This window comes from Undibacterium sp. KW1, from assembly GCF_009937955.1.
GTDB lineage: Bacteria > Pseudomonadota > Gammaproteobacteria > Burkholderiales > Burkholderiaceae_D > Undibacterium.
Map to the genome: position 1 here is coordinate 4,428,344 of NZ_AP018439.1, position 15,472 is coordinate 4,443,815.

The window sequence follows — 15,472 nt, forward strand, 5'->3', positions numbered from 1 at the left end:
ATAAAAATTATTGAATAATCAGTTCTGCATGCAAAGCACCAGCTGCCTTGACTGCCCTCAGTATGGAAATGATGTCGCGCGTATTTGTCTTGATGCGCACCAGCGAGCGCACCAGATCAGCGACGGTATTACCCTCTGATAAAAATGCAGATTCTTTCTTTTCGTCCACGTCCAGCTTGGTATTTGTCACAATCGCAGTACGTATTGCGCTACTTGCCTGACCAATCACAAATGGCTGTGAAGCAGTATTCTGGCTGGCTACGGAAATTTTGATATCACCGTGAGAAATTGACACTCGTGAAATCTGCACATCACCACCTGCCACTACAACACCAGTACGTTCGTTGATGACCACTTTGGCGCGACGGTCTGGTTCAACCAGAACATTCTCGATGTCAGCAATAAAATCGACGAGCTGGTCTTTTTGATTGTCTGCAACCTGTATCTGTATGCCAGATGCGTCACTCGCCACTGCAATAGGACCATATTTTGCATTGATTGCCTTGGCCACACGGCTTGCCGTTGTGTAATCAGGGTCTGTCAGCAAAAAAGTCAGTTTTTGATCTTTGCTAAGCATTTGCGAACTGACACCCACTTCAACAATCGCACCATTCGGCACTGAGCCGACCGTAGGATGATTTTTTTGGATGATGTTACCGTTCGCGTCATAGCGATAACCGCCAACCGACAATGCGCCTTGCGCCAATGCATACACGCGGCCATTTGGCGCTTTAAGCGGCGTACTTAAGAGGCTGCCGCCTACCAGACTACGGGCATCGCCAGCGGAAGTAATGGTCACATCCAGCGTTTCGCCTTCACGAGCAAAGGCCGGCAGCATGGCACTGACCATCACCACGGCAACGTTGCGGCTTTGTACCTGGTCTACCGGTATCGTCAGGTTGAATTGCGAATACACATTTGCCAGCACTTGTCTGGTTGTACGGTTGGAAGAAGAATCCCCCGTACCGGCCAGACCGGTCACAATACCATAGCCGACCAGGGCGTTTTCACGCCAGCCTTGCAGCTTACCAATATCCTTGACCCTGACTTCTTTCAGGTCATTTACTTCATTCTGTTTAGTCTGGTTGATTGCCTGTGCATCCTGTGCAAAAACAAAAGCAGCCAGCAACATGGCCTGCAACAAATACATCATATTCCGCAATCCCATTACAACCCCATTCCGTCGAGTAATCGACGCCACCAGCTTCGGCGCTGCCTATCCGTGACTTCGCCTTCGCCCACATAGACGATTTTGGCATCGGACAGACGAGTAGAGATCACAACGTTCTGGTCAGAGATATCCTGAGGGCGTACCCGGCCTTCCAGACTCACTCTTTGCACTTCATCATTCACCATCAGTGCTTGCTCGCCTGACACACCAAGATCACCGTTGGAATACACTTCACGCACCGCCACAGATAGTGTCGCCAGCAGTTTGCTGCTACGCTGTGTCTTGCCACCGCCATCAAATTCACCACCGACATTGATGCCAAATTGCTTCAGGCTGCCGCCATTCTTGCTCAGTTCGGCAGAAACGCCGTCTTTTCTGCGGGTACCAGTATCAGCACTGGTCGATGCTGTCGAATTCTCAAATACCTGCACTGTGAGTACGTCACCCAGGCGATAAGCCTTGTTGTCTGAGGTCAGCGCACGGTAAGTTGATTCCTTGTACAAGCTATCGGCAAATGCAGGCGAAGCAGACGTACCGAGTCCACAGGCAACAATAAAGATCATGTTGACCATGCCCATCCACTTTTGCATTCTCGTTTCCAATTTCATTAACGCAACTCCACTTTTCCTGGCTCAATTATTTTCGCCGGAATTTGATTATTTGAATTACCGGGGCGCACCTTGATGATTTGTCCCACATAACCATCCTGCATTGCCTCTACCCGGCTTTCTATGCTGACCAGACCATCGCGCGCCAGCAATACTACAAATTCACCACGGGCCACATCAGGCACGGTTTCTATATTCGCGCGGTTCAAGATTGCACCTTTGTGCAAGCCAGTTTTTGCCCTGACTGCTGTTTTGGCAAAAGTGATTGGAGATACCGGCTCATTCACGTCGGCGAAGATGTCTACTTCCCTTAATTCCACATCTGCTTCTGAAACCGCACCCCCCCTTGCAATATCATGCCTGGCTATAAAGGCTTGTCTGCTGCCACTTAGCTCAAACAAGACTGGCACACTTTTGACGACTTGATCTGATATTAATACATCTAGCAATACTGTTAACTTACTGCGCAAACTTAATGGCTCGGACAAATGCGATATCCTCACCTTTACTTCACCTGCCGGTACCACAAGCGCTTGCAATTCGCCCTGATCCCTGATCGCAATATCGCTGCTGCCGGCATCACGAACGTTTAAACTGATCCACTCTTCAAGCACGGCCCTGGCATGACTGCGCACCTTTGCCGCATCCACGATCTGGGTCTGCAACATGATATTGACCGCGTCAGCACCTACCCAATGAATATCCCTGCTGCGTGCACCTGCATGCTGTCTTACCCACTTCTCCAGTGCCTTGCGCTGCACTACCATATTGCCCGCGGTCAGCGACATGGTGCCTATCGGCAAAGCAAGCAACTGTGCTTCTTCTCTTTGCGTGGCGGCATCCACATTCACCACGTCTGCCAATACCAGCCTGGCCGACTTTACCTGTACAACACTGCGCAATTCCAATTGCACTGTTTTTGCAGCAGCGATGTCAGCTAGCAGACACCATGCAAACAATACCTGCAATGCGATCCTGGCAGAATTCACAGATATCTACTTACGCAGATTGTTAACCAATCCCAGCATTTCATCCGACGCCTGCACGATTTTCACATTGGCTTCATAAGCACGCTGGGCGATCATCAGGTTCACCATTTCATCCAGCATCTTGACGTTGGATGCTTCCACATATCCCTGCATGATGCTACCAACGCCGTTTTCACCTGCAACACCGGCAACGGCTTCACCAGAAGACTCACTGGTTTTATACAGATTTTCACCCAACGTTGTCAGTTGACCGGGGCTGGCAAAGCGCACGAGTTCAAGCTGGCCGACATCACTCATACCAGTTTGCCCTGCCTGGCTGACTTGCACCCTGCCATCGGCACTGATCTGCAAACTCTTTGCGCCGTCAGGAATGGTAATGCCTGGCTTCAGTGGCTGGCCGCTTTGCAAGGCAAGCTGGCCATCCTTATTCACTTTCAGGCTGCCGCCACGGCTATAGGCAATAGAATTGTCCGGCATCATGACAGAGATAAAACCATCACCCTGTATGGCAATATCAAATGCAGAATCAGACTTCTTTAGTTCACCTGCATCAAACAATTTGCTCATGCTGGCAATCGCAACACCAGCACCAAACTTGCCGCTTTGTGCCAGAGCACCCAGGCTGTCTGCGCCGCCGAGTTGTGACGTTAACCTGGTATCAGGCACCATCATGTCAGAGAAGCTGACGCGTCCTTTTTTAAAGCCGTTGGTATTCGCATTGGCGAGGTTATTAGCAATCGTATCAACATTCGTCTGTTGCGCCTGCATGCCAGTAGCGCCTATGTATAGTGCGTCAAACATTCTTTTTCCTTGCGTGAAAATTATTCATTTTGTTTGCAAAACCATGACGATCAGCTGACATCGCCAAGTTTTCTGACGGCGGAACCTATCATTTCATCATAGCCCTGGGCAATTCTTTGCATGGATTCAAAATGGCGCATGGTTTGCATCACTTGCACCATCTCTTGCATGGAATTGATATTCGCGTTTTCCAATTGGCCCTGGTGTATTTGAGCCACTTTGCTTTGCGAACCCCAGACGCCTTCTCTTGCCGTCAGCATGCCATCACCCACCTTGATCAGATCACTAGTATGTTCAAATTCCATCAACTTGAACTGTCCGGCAGAAGTTGCAGGCAAATTACCCGCCTCGGCATTGACATCATCAACAAACAGGCCGCTCGCATCCACTACAGGCTTGGACGTACGGACAATGATCTCCCCACTTTTACCCATCACAGGATAACCCTGCTGATTGACAATACGGCCCTGCGCATCAATACGGAAATTACCTTGCCGTGTATAGGCAGGACCTTGCGGCGTAGATACTTCAAAATACCCATTGCCGCTAATCGCAAAATCCAGGCTCTGACCAGTAACTTTGAAAGTTCCCTGGCGCTGATCCGTCACCACTTCCAGCGCGCTCGCCTGTTGATCCAAATTCATACCGGTTTGCACCAGATCGCCAAAGGTGTGCTCGACGATGACTTCCCGTTTGTAAGCAGGTGTCAGCGTATTAGCCATGTTCATGCTGATGCGTTCCATGCGGGCCGCATCGTTTTGCATGCTTTGCAGGGCAACGCCCATAATTCCATTCATCGCTACTATCTTTCTTTTTCTATTCAGCTATCTCAAAACGACATCCATTACAGTTGCACTACCCCAAAAGACTTCAACTCTATGTTCTGAGGAATCTCTGACATCGACAACACGCGCAAATGCGGTACAACACGCTCGCTCAGCGCGCGTATATGGCGCCGCAATTCAGGTGAGCATAACAAAACTGGCAGCATATTGCTTTTCATCATACGGTCAGCCTGCTGTACCAGCTTGCTCATAAACTGTTCTGCCAGTTTTGGCTCCAGCACAAACGACCTGTTTGCCGGCCCGCCATCCTGGCGTGCTGACTGTAGGTTTTGCATGAACTGGCTTTCAATGACAGGGTCCAGCGTCATCACCTGCAAGGCACTCGCTTCACCCATCAAGCCCTGGCAAATCGCATTACCCAGACGTTGGCGCACCATTTCAGTCAGGAAATTGGTGTCCTTGCTGCTACGGCCTGCATCGGCCAGGGTTTCCAGGATCGCCTCAATGTGCCGGATGGAGACCTTTTCTTTCAACAGATTTTGCAGTACGCGCTGCACATCGCTGATAGAAATGACCGTCGGGATCAATTCATCAACCAGACTGGATTGATTCTCACGTACACGTGTCAGCAAACGGTCTGTCTCGCCCCTCGTCAACAAATTGGCTGATTCTCTGCGCAAAACCTCAGTCAGATGGGTCAGGAATACTGTTTCACCATCCACCAGCGTGTATTTGTTGGCGCTGGCATTGTCGCGCTGGCTTGCGTCGATCCACAATGCTGGCAAACCATAGGTAGGGTCTTTGGTGACTTCACCTTGTATGGACTTGACGTCGCCAGTCGGATGTATCGCGAGATACTGATTCAACCTCGCCTCACCCTTGGCGACGATCACGCCATCAATACAAATTTCATAGCGGTCAGCCAGCAACTTCTTGGCATCTTTAAACCGCACCTTGGGCAATACCAGACCCAGGTCCATCGCATGCTGTTTGCGGAAAACTGCAATCCTGTCCATGAACAAACTGCCGGATTGATTAATCAGAGGTATCCAGTTGCTACCCACATGCACCTCTATCGGCTCAACCGGCAACATGCTATACGGGTCATCTTTGCCTGCCGCATTGTCACCTTCTAAAATGTCATCCTCATTACTGTCTTTGCTGCTTTCAGCCTCTTGCGTTTTTTTGCTTCTGTATGAGAAATAAGTCACACACAGCACAAAGCTCAACAGGCCAAGTGTTGGCACTGCCGGTATGCCAGGCAATACCAGCAAGCCACCCAATGCCACGCCCACCAGCAACAGGGTTTTAGGAAAAGACAATATCTGCTGGAACACTTCCTGACTCAGATTACCGTCAGATGCCGATCGGGTGACGATAATACCCGTACCCAGTGCAATCACCAGTGCTGGCACCTGGGTTACGATACCGTCACCTATCGTCAGCAAGGTATAAGTCTGCAAAGCCTGCGCCCATGGTATGCCGTGCTGCATGATACCGATCAGCAAGCCACCAATGATATTGATGAGCAAAATGATAATACCGGCGATGGCATCGCCTTTGACAAACTTGCTGGCACCATCCATGGCACCATAAAAACCCGCTTCTTTTTCCAGGTTCTTGCGTTTCTTTTGAGCTTCTTCCTGAGTGATGAAACCCATGTTGAGATCAGCATCAATACTCATTTGCTGACCTGGCATACTGTCCAGCGTAAAACGGGCAGCCACCTCAGACACACGCTGCGCACCGCTAGTAATCACCACATACTGCACAACAATCAAAATCAAAAATACAATTAGGCCAATCACATAATTACCGCCAACTACATAAGAACCAATCGCTGCAATCACCTTACCCGCATCACCATGCGACAAAATTAAACGCGTAGCAGCCACATTCAATGACAAGCGGAACAAGGTCGCAATCAACAACAAGGATGGAAAAGTAGAAAACTCCACCGGACGCGCCATGTAAAACGTCAACAACAAAATCAAAAACGCAAAACTGAAGTTAGCCAAGATCAAGAAATCCAGGACAGGGCTAGGGATGGGCGCAAACAGCACGACCAAAACACCCAGCACCAGCATCACCAGCGCCAGATCGCTATGCTTACCTAAAAGTTGCGTCAATTGCTTCAAACTGCTTCCCCAGCTACAAGGGTTTCTTTAACAAGGGCTTCTTTATTTTTTCTCATTGCAAATACCCAAATCATGATCTTGGCCACATCCGCATATAGGTGCGTGGGCACATGCTGATCAAAATCCACCTCACGGAATAATTGACGTGCAAGCGCCTTGTTTTGCACCACCGGTATATGATGTCGCACGGCCATCTTCCTCATAGCCTGTGCTAAAGAACCTGCACCTTTTGCCAGCAATTGTGGCGACTCCATCTTGCCATGCTCATAACGCAAGGCAATCGCCAGATGCGTAGGGTTGGTGATCAGCACATCTGCATTTTTTGTCTTTGCTGCAGCCAGGCTGCGTTTTAACATCTCACGACGCAACTCGCGCAAGCGCGAACGTATGCGTGGGTCACCATCACGATTTTTTGCTTCGTCTTTCACATCGCGTTTGCTCATGCGCATTTTTTTGGCAAACTCGCGATGCACAAACATCAAATCCAAAAAGGCCAGCAAAGCCAGCACCAGGGTCATCTTGAAACCAAGTGACACCAGATCAACTTGCATGTTCTTGATCATTTCCAGTGGCGGCAACATAGCAGTATGAAACAACTGCGGCCCAATCTGCTTCAAGGCCAGATATGCCACCAAGCTCAGCAAGATCAGCTTAAAACAGGTCCTGAATAAATCAAACAATGACCTTATTGAAAAAAACTTCTTGATCCCGTTCATCGGATTCAAGCGGTTAAAATCAGGTTTGACAGGCTCGCTAGACAAAATCACGCCAGTCTGCGCAACATTACTAATAATAGCTGTCAACATCAGTGCAATAAAAAATGGTAGCAACAAATACAGTCCATCCAGCAGCAACGTACGCAACATGCGCCAGTAATTAATCGAACCAACATCCCCCTGCCCCAGTTGCAACAACAGGTTCAAGTCCAGCTTGAATAAATCCCGTATGCCATCCAGGCCACGCCAATAGAAAAAAACCACCACCACAAAAAATACCACGACAGACACTACATCCGGGCTTTTCGCCACCTGCCCTTTTTCTTTCGCTTTTTGTAGCTTATAGGGAGTAGCTTTTTCAGAGCGGTCAAAATCCTGTTCAGACATCAGGCAAACTTTCCTGCCGATGGCATAAGCGCCCGAGCATCTGCCACCGCAAACACCGCACCCCAACTCTGAAAAATACTGCCCTGTATGCGGGTGATGGTGCTACCCATCAACACAAAACCAAAAGACAATGCGGCGAGGCCAACCACAACCTTGATCGGCACGCCCATCACAAACATATTCATCTGCGGTAAATTACGCGCCACTACGCCCAGCGCCAACTCCACCAGCAACACACAAAATACTATGGGAGCAGCCAGTGCAAAACCCAGGCTGAACAAGCCACCCACCTGCTTTAATACCGGCACCGACACCGCCTGTATCGACCATGCCTTGCCCAGCGGGAAGCGCTCTATGCTGTAGGCCACAGCCCTCAACAAAGTGTGATGCCCATTAATCAAAAAAAAGTACACCACCGCGACCTGGTTAAAGGCCATCGTCAAGATAGGCAATTGTGTTCTGGTCAATGGGTCAAACACCTGCGCCATGCCAAAACCGATTTGTATATCCAGCACCCGCCCGGCAATCGAAATGGCAGCAAAACTGATAAAAATACCCACCGCCAGCGTCGCCCCCAATGCCAGCTCACGCGCTGCCGCCAGGATAATAAAACCGGCGCCTGTTTCCACAGGCGCAGCATCAAGCAAGCCAGCAGGAGCAATCCCCAAAGCTATCGCCAGACTCAAACTAAAAATCAGGATTGTGCGATAAGTGGCCGGCAGAGTTGACGCATACAAAATAGGCGTCAGCAACAGCAAGGCAGCAATGCGCACAGAAAGCAAAAAAGCCTTCAGCATCACACCGCTGCCGATAAAGTCAGCAAGAAAATTTCCCAAATCTGCCATGAGTCAAAACATCTGTGGGATATTCGTCCACAGCTTGGTGGCAAACTGCGTCAGTTTGCGCAACATCCATGGCCCAGCCACGACCAAAGTGATCGTTGCCGTCAGCAATTTTGGAATAAAAGTGAGTGACATCTCTTGTATTTGTGTCACCACTTGGAATATACTTATGAGTAAGCCAACAAGCATGGTCAGCCCCAGCACTGGCAGGCATATTAGCAAGCCTGTCCAAAACAGCTCAGCCATGAGCGATAAAGCAAAGTCTGAATGCATATAAATGACTTAACACCAGCGGCTCTCACAAGGGAGTTACACCCTATCCCACACCAATAACTCCGCCAGTCAACAACGTCCCAATAAATAATGAGCGTCATTGTACATTGATATTTTACAATTACTCACAAATTTCTTTGCATTTACAAAATATTTTTTGAAATTTTTATAAATTGCAAGAAATATTTACCAAAAACAATTTCATTTGATTAATATCTTTAAAACAATTGTCAGAATACAACACTTGTCTGCCCCGCAAGAATCAAGATCGCATTTTGTTGCAACCGTCATTGCCCACTTATTGCCCACTTATAAAGCCAGCCCGCAATTATCACCCTGGATGTGAACTCATAAAGCCGATTGCCCGTGCAGGTTTTTATCACTCTATCGCTTTATTACGCCTCAAATTTTCGCACTGCCCGGCTAACGGTCATGTAATGCACAGTAAAAAATTCTGCTATTTCAGCCATGGTATAAGCACCGGAATGATAGGCACGATACATGGCCTCATCTCGATTTGTGTATTGCTGCTGGTAAGTAGCTAGAGGGAGTGCAATGGAACGGCGATGTGCCAGCGACACTTCACGCAGATCTTCAGGCCGTAATTGATGCTGGTATTTTTCGACAAACTCATCATCGCCCAATAGCAACTGATGCCTGGTCGCCAGCAGAGGTGACAGCAAGCCCATTCCTTCCAGCACAAATTTTGCATAGGCTACACGCGCCCGTTTGCGGCTGGCACCAAACTGCCCCAGCAGCCAGTCTGTGTCTAGCCATTCTGGCGCATGCCTGTCCTGCATGCAGCAGTCATAGCTGCTCCAGTGCCATTGCTCTGGCAAGTCCACCATTCCGGCACGCACAGGATTAAGAACAATATAGCGGGCCAACTCCAATAGATGCGCTTCTTTTTGCACCAGAATAGCCTTGTACCTGCCCTGGAACAAATGCCCGACTTGCTTGTGTTTGCGATTGAAGCGCTGGGTGTACAAGCCATTGAGCTGGCGCATGCCACGCGACAAATTACCATCCACTGTTTCTACCAAAAGATGATAGTGATTACTCATTTCGCAGTAAGCATGCACCACCCAGTTAAAGCGGTCACAGACCTCTGCCAGCACCGTCAACCACTCTTGCCGGTCTTCATCATCAATATAAATATCCTCACGCCTGTCTCCGCGAGAAGTGACGTGATACAAAGCTCCGGCAAATTCTAAACGTAGTGGTCTGGCCATGGTTTAAGCATAGCACATTTTGCAGAAAATGTTGGAATGTTAGAACTGACCCCTTTTTCTGTGTGTGACCCCTTTTTCTGTGTGCTGAAAATGTTGGAATGTTAGAACTGACCCCAATTTTGCTGCGGGCAAGGCCATTGAGCACGCACTCAAACGCTGGCCGGCGCTGGTGCGCTATATCGATTCGGGCACGCTGCCGATTGATAACAATGCGGTCGAAAACGCGATACGTCCGATTGTCATAGGCAAGAAGAACTGGCTGTTCGCCGGCTCAGAACGCGCCGGCCGCCGTGCTGCCGCCATCCAGACCTTGCTGGGCACCGCCAGGCTCAATGGCCTTGATCCGATGCAATGGCTGACCAGCGTCCTGGAACGTCTCCCGACGTGCCCTAACAACCAGATCGATTCGCTGCTGCCATTTCCGAACTCTACACAGCTATAACTTCTTTTTATAGGTGGGGCGGCTGGACGCTTACGGTGGTGCCTGCTTCGGTGATGGAGGAACGGCGGCAGCGCCGGGCATGGATTGCTTTGGCGTGGGCCGATGAGGATTTGTAAGCGTCCAGCCGCCCCATCTAGCATTGAACGATGACCTCATCCAGACTCACGCTCCCATCACAAGTAAAGAGGAGCAGTATGAAACGAGATCAAGCCAAGCGGCAGCAGTGGCAACAGCACATCACCCAGTGGCAGCAGAGTGCACTGAGTCAGCGCGCCTTTTGCGAGCATGCAGGCCTCAAGTTCTCCACCTTCGACTATTGGCGGCGCGCACTCATCGCCGAACAGTCTGTTGAGAATAAGTCAGCATCCCAAGCGCAGCATCCCGGCATTGCGCTATTACCCGTGCAAGTAACATCTGCTCCTTCTGCTCCCACAGGGCTGATGTTGCGCAGCCCGCAAGGCTGGGAACTGCGTCTGCCACCCGAGGTCAAGGCGGACTGGCTGTCCGACCTGCTGCGTGGCCTGTGATGCAATGGCAGGCAGATGCCATCTGGCTGGCGGTGCAGCCGGTCGACATCCGCGCCGGGATCGACCGCCTGTCAACCTACGTCCAGCAAGCACTGGGGCGTATGCCTTGCGACGGTACTGCCTACGTTTTCAGCAACCGGCGCCACACACGCCTCAAAGTGGTGTGCTGGGATGGCAACGGCGTGTGGATGTGCGTGCGCCGCCTGCACCGTGGTCAATTCGTCTGGCCCAAGCCTGGCGAGCTCAGTTGGCAATTGACCGCCGAGCAATGGCAGTGGCTGGTGGCCGGCGTCGATTGGCAGCGCTTGTCGGCACCGGCTCCGGCAGCCTGGGCACTGTAGCAAGTCCCTGTTAACTTCGACGCGAATCTGTTAACATGGCGCCATGGATCTGCTCGAACAACTCGCCCATACCAACGCCGACCCTGCGCTCCTTGCGCAGTTGCAGGCCATGCTGGCCCAGAAGGACGAGTTGATCGCTGCGAAGGATGCCCAACTACACGTCCTGCAGAGACAGCAGGATGCGTTGAGTGCCGCTGGGCACGCCAAGGACATCAAGATCAAGGCACTGACGCTGGAACTGGCGCATCACAGGCGCATCCGTTTCGGCAAGGCCAGCGAAGCCTACAGCGGCGAGCAACTGGATATGTTCAACGAAGCCGGCGATGCCGACCTGGCGGCGATGGAGGCCGAACTGGAGGCGCTGCAAGCGCCGCGTCCGGCCAAGCCGCGCAGCCGTGCCGGTCGCCAGCCGCTGCCCAGCGAACTGCCGCGCATTGAGTACCGCCATGAACCAAGCTCTTGCCAATGTGCAGCCTGCGGGCGCGACCTGGTCAAGATCGGCGAAGACGTCAGCGAACAACTTGATGTCGAACCAGCACGCTTCTTTGTGCATCGCCATATTCGTCCTCAATATGCCTGCCGTGGCTGCGACACGGTCACCGCTGCGGCGATCCCGCCAGCGGTGATCGATGGTGGCCTCGCCGCTCCCGGCTTGTTGGCCTGGGTTGCGGTCAGCAAGTTTGCCGATCATTTGCCGCTGTACCGGCTGGAACAGATCGCCGCCCGCCAGGGTGTGCCGCTGGCGCGTTCTACGTTGGCAGGCTGGATAGGTAAGCTCGGCGTGGTATTGCAACCCTTAAGCGAGCGACTAGCCGGGCTGCTGCTGCAGCGGCCTTGCCTGCATGCCGACGAAACCCCGGTACGCCAACTTGATCCCGGCCAGGGCAAGACCAAACACGCCTATTTGTGGGCCTATCGCTCCAACCATCTGGACCAGGGGCCACCCATTATCGTGTTTGACTACCAGAGCGGCCGTGCCGGTGCTCACGCACGCACCTTCCTCGGTACATGGCGCGGCCATCTTATGGTGGATGACTATGCCGGCTACAAGGCACTGTTCGCCGATGGCGTGACCGAACTGGCTTGCCTGGCCCACGTGCGGCGCAGGTTCTTCGAGCTACATGCGGCCAACGGCAGCCCGGTGGCGGCCGAGGCACTACGCCGCATCGCAACACTGTACGCCATCGAGCAACAGGCCGCGAGCGCGACGGCCGAAGCGCGCCTGCAACTACGGCAAGTGCAAGCCAGGCCGGTACTGGTTGAACTGCATGCCTGGCTGCAGACGATGCAACAAGCTGTCGCACCAGGCAGCGGCACGGGCAAGGCCATTGAGCACGCACTCAAACGCTGGCCGGCGCTGGTGCGCTATATCGATTCGGGCACGCTGCCGATTGATAACAATGCGGTCGAAAACGCGATACGTCCGATTGCCATAGGCAAGAAGAACTGGCTGTTCGCCGGCTCAGAACGCGCCGGCCGCCGTGCTGCCGCCATCCAGACCTTGCTGGGCACCGCCAGGCTCAATGGCCTTGATCCGATGCAATGGCTGACCAGCGTCCTGGAACGTCTCCCGACGTGCCCTAACAACCAGATCGATTCGCTGCTGCCATTTCCGAACTCTACACAGCTATAACTTCTTTTTATAGGTGGGGCGGCTGGACGCTTACGAGGATTTTAGGCAGGTGGCGGCTTCCTTTGCTTTGTCGGACATCGCAGTGACGGATGAGCAGGCTTGGCGACACGGCCAGGTGTTAGCTGGCGTGAAGTCGCGTGAGGAAGTTCTGGCGGAGATGCTGGCAGCGTTTGCACGGCCTCGGGGTGAGGCCGTGCAGGCTGACTGAGTTTGTCTGGCTGGGCGTCGTGTCTCAAACATCTACAGGCACGGCGATCAAGTCAGAATGTCGTAATGTAAGACTTGACCCCGGCTTTGTTTGCACGGCCTCAGGGTGAGGCTGTGCAGGCTGACTGAGTTTGTCTTGCTGGGCGTCGTGTCTCAAACATCTACAAGCACGGCGGTCGGGTCAGGAATGTCGTAATGAAAGACCTGACCCCGGCTTTTCGGAATGTCGCAATGTGAGACCTGACCCCGTCTTTCGCTCCCGTCACAGCGTCTTCCTTATATGCCCCGCACCGTCACCTTAAATTCGCACTCAGCGCACCGGATGCTGTAGCCAGAAACTACAGCGTTGAATTTCAATTCTCCGGTGCACCAGGGACATTTCTTATGGGTTTCCCCCTGTGCTTCATACTCAGAAAATGCTTCCTCAACGAACAAGACTTCCTCCTCCGTCACCTGCCGTTTTGCATTAGTATCCATACAGTGTTTCCCTCATAAATTTATTCATTTTGATCGGTGCTCCAGCCTCCCGCGCACGCATAATCGCGTCGCTTAACAAGTCAGCACGTTCTGCTGAAGACAGACCCGGTGCATTTTTTGCTCCCCAATAACTAGCTCTAAATTCGTCATTCCAGGCGCCGATGGGGACTCTTGTTCCTTGATGTGCCTGATGGCCCAATTCATGTGCAAGGGTTGCCCGACTCGACATACTTGAGCGTGGGTGTAAAGCATCCTCAAGCGGAAGAACATCGCCGCGAACACGAAAGACATCAAGCTCATCTACGTATGACGTTTGCCTACCAGAGTTAAAGCGAAGTTTCGAAGGGTCACCACCGACTTCGACAAATTCACGTGTGAGGCGACTAATGTCGGCATCATCAAGTAGAACATTTGCCGGGCGACGTAGGCCACCAGACATCCGCGCAGCCTCTACGCTATTTGCCCCGCTAGGTCCAGGCGGCACAACATACATCGGCTGAGGAACAACAGTAAAACCAGCACGTTGGTTCACATATTGACCTAGCTTTTCAAAGCCTCCTCGTTCTGCATAATCTTGCAAACCTTCCTTAACGTAATTGTAGGCTTTGTTTACATATTGCGGTGAATTCATGATGAATTTACCAGCAACAGGAAGCGCGCCGCCCACTGTAGTTGATACTGCAAATTGCTTTCCTGAGAAACCGTTATGGCCTACTGACCCGCCACTAAGTTTGTGCGCAATATTATCCTGAGCCTGCTGTACGATATCAAATACGCTGCCGCCAGCGCCACCTGCAATGGCTCTCCCCATATAGGTAGTGGCCCGCGCACCTAATTGTGTTGCAACATATCTGGCAGCTGGTGCCGCAGCCATGAGGCTAACTGTATTGGAGAAAGTTTTGTAAACAAATCCACCAACCGCACCACGCATCGTAACTTGTATTTGCCCTCGTTCAGCAGCCCGTTTTACTCTTTCAGCGTTCGCAGCAGTATCACTATATGGCCTGCGTGCCAATACGTCGTCAGGTGTATCGCCGTAGTTTTTCGGGGAAACATAGTCAAAGAAATCTAGTCCATAGGACTTCAAGCGTTCTTCTGGAGTCATGTGATGACCAATAATCTCAACGCTGTATTTCTTCTCATCAACAACCACGGAATTCGAGGAACCACCACTTAAACCATCACCATCACTATCACTATCACCATTATCCGTATCTTGACTGCTAAGCGGCATCCACGAGCTATCATCTGGTACTGATTGATCTGAGCTGACGACAGTTTGCGGCATGGTAGCCGCCCAGCTTCCCCGGTTCATTTCTCGCAACGTGTCCGCAAATTGCTCTTTGGCGCTATAGCTTATATTGGAGCCAGCCAAACTACTTCCCAGAGCATTGCCAAACGCAATTGGCCGGATGCAAAGTCGTAACCGACCTCCCCGCACACGCAGTAATGACGCGGCTCTTGGCTAGTCGGACAGGCTTCACAGGGCCGTAATTTAACTTTTTTGCGCCGACGTGCAGTTTTTAAATGTGCGACGGGGAGATGTACTGTCTTGGCAGCTAAAGAGGGAAGCTAATTTTTTCTTGTCAGAGTGCTTGCTATGGAGGGAATTGGTTTTACTTTTTGCAACCACGCCCACCACTTTTCATTAGTATCGATCAATCAGATACCGTAAAAACTTAAAAAAATCACTAAATACCCCATTTTTGGCTGTTTATCGTGAGCAGTTTTTTGAAGTCGGTATGCGATGATTCATACACATTATTTTTTTGGAGAGGCAAATGAAACACACCACATTCGCAACATGGCAGCGTGATTTTTCACCGATGATTCGCAAGTTGAAGAACCCCTTGCGCAGCCTGGCTTACCTTGCAGGCATTGGCAGATTTTTGATTGCTTTGAT

The 15,472-nt window shown here is 51.4% G+C and carries 14 protein-coding genes and 1 pseudogene; 4 read left to right on the forward strand and 11 right to left on the reverse strand.

The window, feature by feature from the left end:
- Positions 1-7: 7 nt before the first annotated feature.
- From UNDKW_RS19915 to UNDKW_RS19960, 10 genes are all read right to left on the reverse strand, one after another.
- Positions 8-1,168: a flagellar basal body P-ring protein FlgI gene (locus UNDKW_RS19915; RefSeq protein WP_232063055.1), complete on the reverse strand. Its 1,161-nt coding sequence runs from the start codon at positions 1,166-1,168 to the stop codon at positions 8-10.
- A complete protein-coding gene (locus UNDKW_RS19920; RefSeq protein WP_197892938.1) occupies positions 1,168-1,761 on the reverse strand; it encodes a flagellar basal body L-ring protein FlgH in 594 nt (197 codons plus the stop codon). Before UNDKW_RS19920 ends, UNDKW_RS19915 begins: the two co-directional genes overlap by 1 nt.
- Before the next feature lie 17 nt (positions 1,762-1,778).
- Positions 1,779-2,768: a flagellar basal body P-ring formation chaperone FlgA gene (gene flgA / locus UNDKW_RS19925; protein WP_162060143.1), complete on the reverse strand. Its 990-nt coding sequence runs from the start codon at positions 2,766-2,768 to the stop codon at positions 1,779-1,781.
- Between the two features lie 6 nt (positions 2,769-2,774).
- Positions 2,775-3,569 (reverse strand): flagellar basal-body rod protein FlgG, encoded by a 795-nt coding sequence (gene flgG / locus UNDKW_RS19930; RefSeq protein ID WP_162060144.1) that lies wholly within the window; start codon positions 3,567-3,569, stop codon positions 2,775-2,777.
- 50 nt (positions 3,570-3,619) lie between these two features.
- Positions 3,620-4,366 (reverse strand): flagellar hook-basal body protein, encoded by a 747-nt coding sequence (locus tag UNDKW_RS19935; protein ID WP_162060145.1) that lies wholly within the window; start codon positions 4,364-4,366, stop codon positions 3,620-3,622.
- 47 nt (positions 4,367-4,413) lie between these two features.
- Positions 4,414-6,441 carry a flagellar biosynthesis protein FlhA gene (gene flhA / locus UNDKW_RS19940; protein ID WP_370529144.1) on the reverse strand — a complete coding sequence of 676 codons (2,028 nt, stop codon included), beginning with the start codon at positions 6,439-6,441 and terminating at the stop codon, positions 4,414-4,416.
- Positions 6,442-6,488: 47 nt separating this feature from the next.
- The gene (locus UNDKW_RS19945) at positions 6,489-7,595 is read right to left on the reverse strand and encodes a flagellar biosynthesis protein FlhB (RefSeq protein ID WP_162060147.1); all 1,107 of its coding nucleotides are present in this window, start codon (positions 7,593-7,595) and stop codon (positions 6,489-6,491) included.
- Positions 7,595-8,440, reverse strand: coding sequence for a flagellar biosynthetic protein FliR (locus UNDKW_RS19950; RefSeq protein WP_162060148.1), 846 nt, complete (start codon positions 8,438-8,440; stop codon positions 7,595-7,597). The genes UNDKW_RS19945 and UNDKW_RS19950 overlap by 1 nt, the downstream gene beginning before the upstream one ends.
- Before the next feature lie 3 nt (positions 8,441-8,443).
- The gene (gene fliQ / locus UNDKW_RS19955; protein ID WP_162060149.1) at positions 8,444-8,710 is read right to left on the reverse strand and encodes a flagellar biosynthesis protein FliQ; all 267 of its coding nucleotides are present in this window, start codon (positions 8,708-8,710) and stop codon (positions 8,444-8,446) included.
- 395 nt (positions 8,711-9,105) lie between these two features.
- Positions 9,106-9,942 carry a transposase gene (locus UNDKW_RS19960; protein ID WP_162060150.1) on the reverse strand — a complete coding sequence of 279 codons (837 nt, stop codon included), beginning with the start codon at positions 9,940-9,942 and terminating at the stop codon, positions 9,106-9,108.
- Positions 9,943-10,036: 94 nt separating this feature from the next.
- Between UNDKW_RS19960 and UNDKW_RS19965 the strand changes: the two are divergent.
- The 4 genes and pseudogenes from UNDKW_RS19965 to UNDKW_RS19980 all read left to right on the forward strand — a co-directional run.
- Positions 10,037-10,384, forward strand: a pseudogene (locus UNDKW_RS19965) (transposase); the annotation flags it as partial.
- Positions 10,385-10,578: 194 nt separating this feature from the next.
- Positions 10,579-10,911, forward strand: a complete 333-nt coding sequence (locus UNDKW_RS19970) for a hypothetical protein (RefSeq protein ID WP_162059051.1) — start codon at positions 10,579-10,581, stop codon at positions 10,909-10,911.
- Positions 10,911-11,252 (forward strand): IS66 family insertion sequence element accessory protein TnpB, encoded by a 342-nt coding sequence (gene tnpB / locus UNDKW_RS19975; protein ID WP_162059050.1) that lies wholly within the window; start codon positions 10,911-10,913, stop codon positions 11,250-11,252. The genes UNDKW_RS19970 and tnpB overlap by 1 nt, the downstream gene beginning before the upstream one ends.
- 43 nt (positions 11,253-11,295) lie before the next feature.
- Positions 11,296-12,885 carry an IS66 family transposase gene (locus tag UNDKW_RS19980; protein ID WP_162059049.1) on the forward strand — a complete coding sequence of 530 codons (1,590 nt, stop codon included), beginning with the start codon at positions 11,296-11,298 and terminating at the stop codon, positions 12,883-12,885.
- Between the two features lie 673 nt (positions 12,886-13,558).
- Here the strand turns inward: UNDKW_RS19980 and UNDKW_RS19985 are convergent.
- Complete coding sequence (locus tag UNDKW_RS19985; RefSeq protein ID WP_162060151.1) at positions 13,559-14,944, reverse strand: hypothetical protein; 1,386 nt, start codon at positions 14,942-14,944, stop codon at positions 13,559-13,561.
- Positions 14,945-15,472: the final 528 nt, after the last annotated feature.

Coding starts and splice junctions, on each gene's coding strand:
- UNDKW_RS19970 (WP_162059051.1), top strand. CDS start 10,579: ATGAAACGAGATCAAGCCAAGCGGCAGCAGTGGCAACAGCACATCACC.
- UNDKW_RS19980 (WP_162059049.1), top strand. CDS start 11,296: ATGGATCTGCTCGAACAACTCGCCCATACCAACGCCGACCCTGCGCTC.
- UNDKW_RS19945 (WP_162060147.1), bottom strand. CDS start 7,595: ATGTCTGAACAGGATTTTGACCGCTCTGAAAAAGCTACTCCCTATAAG.
- UNDKW_RS19915 (WP_232063055.1), bottom strand. CDS start 1,168: ATGGGATTGCGGAATATGATGTATTTGTTGCAGGCCATGTTGCTGGCT.
- UNDKW_RS19960 (WP_162060150.1), bottom strand. CDS start 9,942: ATGGCCAGACCACTACGTTTAGAATTTGCCGGAGCTTTGTATCACGTC.
- UNDKW_RS19950 (WP_162060148.1), bottom strand. CDS start 8,440: ATGGCAGATTTGGGAAATTTTCTTGCTGACTTTATCGGCAGCGGTGTG.
- fliQ (WP_162060149.1), bottom strand. CDS start 8,710: ATGCATTCAGACTTTGCTTTATCGCTCATGGCTGAGCTGTTTTGGACA.
- flhA (WP_370529144.1), bottom strand. CDS start 6,441: ATGCTGGTGCTGGGTGTTTTGGTCGTGCTGTTTGCGCCCATCCCTAGC.
- flgG (WP_162060144.1), bottom strand. CDS start 3,569: ATGTTTGACGCACTATACATAGGCGCTACTGGCATGCAGGCGCAACAG.
- tnpB (WP_162059050.1), top strand. CDS start 10,911: ATGCAATGGCAGGCAGATGCCATCTGGCTGGCGGTGCAGCCGGTCGAC.
- UNDKW_RS19935 (WP_162060145.1), bottom strand. CDS start 4,366: ATGAATGGAATTATGGGCGTTGCCCTGCAAAGCATGCAAAACGATGCG.
- UNDKW_RS19920 (WP_197892938.1), bottom strand. CDS start 1,761: ATGCAAAAGTGGATGGGCATGGTCAACATGATCTTTATTGTTGCCTGT.